This window comes from Sphingomonas sp. 10B4 (assembly GCF_035019905.1).
GTDB lineage: Bacteria > Pseudomonadota > Alphaproteobacteria > Sphingomonadales > Sphingomonadaceae > Sphingomonas > Sphingomonas glacialis.
Genome location: NZ_JASJVC010000160.1, coordinates 1 through 1291, shown reverse-complemented (window position 1 = coordinate 1291; position 1291 = coordinate 1). Strand labels below are relative to the sequence as shown.

General features: G+C 67.1%; 1 protein-coding gene. It reads right to left on the bottom strand.

The genetic code is table 11. The features are described from left to right. Positions 1 to 161: 161 nt before the first annotated feature. Positions 162 to 1291 (bottom strand): S41 family peptidase (locus QN347_RS19235; protein WP_323494332.1); only part of this gene is annotated, 1130 nt, incomplete at its 5' end.

Here is a 1291-nt window from a genome sequence, read left to right as displayed (position 1 = left end):
TTGGGGGAGGAACGCGGGGCGGGGGGATTTTTTCCCCAGCGAAGGCGCGACGTGGTGAGGATCTCGAACAGGTCGGTGTTGGTCGCGCTAGTTGCGGAGTTGGATCACGCCGCTTCGGGGCCGCGAAATGGCGAACGCATGAAATCGCTTATTCCGTGGGCTCAGCCGCGCACTGCCCAGTCGATCGCTGTTGCAAGCACGGGATCGCGCCCCGCCGCAATATCGGCGGCGCTCGCGGCGACGGCGACGTGCGGGGCCAGCCCAGCATCGGGCTGCGGTGTGCGCGGGAAGGTGCCGACGAGTGGCAAGTCGAACTCCAGCCCGCAGGCGGGCAATCGCACGAAGAAGAAGCATCCGCCGTTGATCCCGCGCTGGTTGCCACCGGTCGTGCTGCCGAACAACCGGACGAGCCCGCTCGCCTTGGCGGTTGCGGCAAACTGGAACGTGGCCGAACTGTTGACCGGTCCGATCAACGCGGCGACGGGCAGCGTCAAGCGTGGCGCGACGGCGGCGATACGACTGCTCGCGCTCTCACCCGGCCGCGCGATGAATCCTCCGGGCAAGTCGGCCCCGCCGACGCCGAGTGTCCTGAAACTGCTGTCCCACGTATCGAGATAGCGGTCGATCTGGGGCGGCGTGCGGCGAAACCGCAATTTCTGGGCGTAATCGATCCTCTGCAGATCGCGCGTCGCCAAACGCGCCAGGATGCTGTCGCCGCAGTCCTCGCCGCCTTCGTTGTCGCGCAGGTCGATCACCAGGCCCTTTGCACCTCCCAGGCTGGCAAGGCGCGCATCGAGCCAGCCGCGCCAATCCCACTTGCTGTCGTACACGCCCCAGCTCGGCATCGTCAGCACCGCCACGCTGTCAGGCCGCATCTGCCAATTCCATAGCGCTGCGGTCTTGTCGGTTGCGCGCAGCGCCATCATCGCGCGGCGCGCGGCAATGCCAGTCGCGGGCAGCGCCACCGTCTTTTCGCCACCATCGGGCGTGCGAACATCGACCTGATGGAGCCCGCCGGTCGGCTCCCCGAACAGCAGGCCGTGGAACACGTCGAAGGTCTCGAGTCGCTCGTCGCCGCGGACCTCGAGGAGCGAGATGCGCTTCGCATCGTTATGACCGTCCGCGCGGACATACGGCATCAATTGCCGCAGTATCGCTTGGGCCGGCACACCGTTGATTCGTCGAATAGTCGTGCCCGGCGGCAAAACCCCGGTCGGCTCGCGCAGCCCCATGGTCGGTTTGCGCATGCGGGGTAGCGCGAGCAGCATGGCGTGCAGTCGTGCCAAGCCGG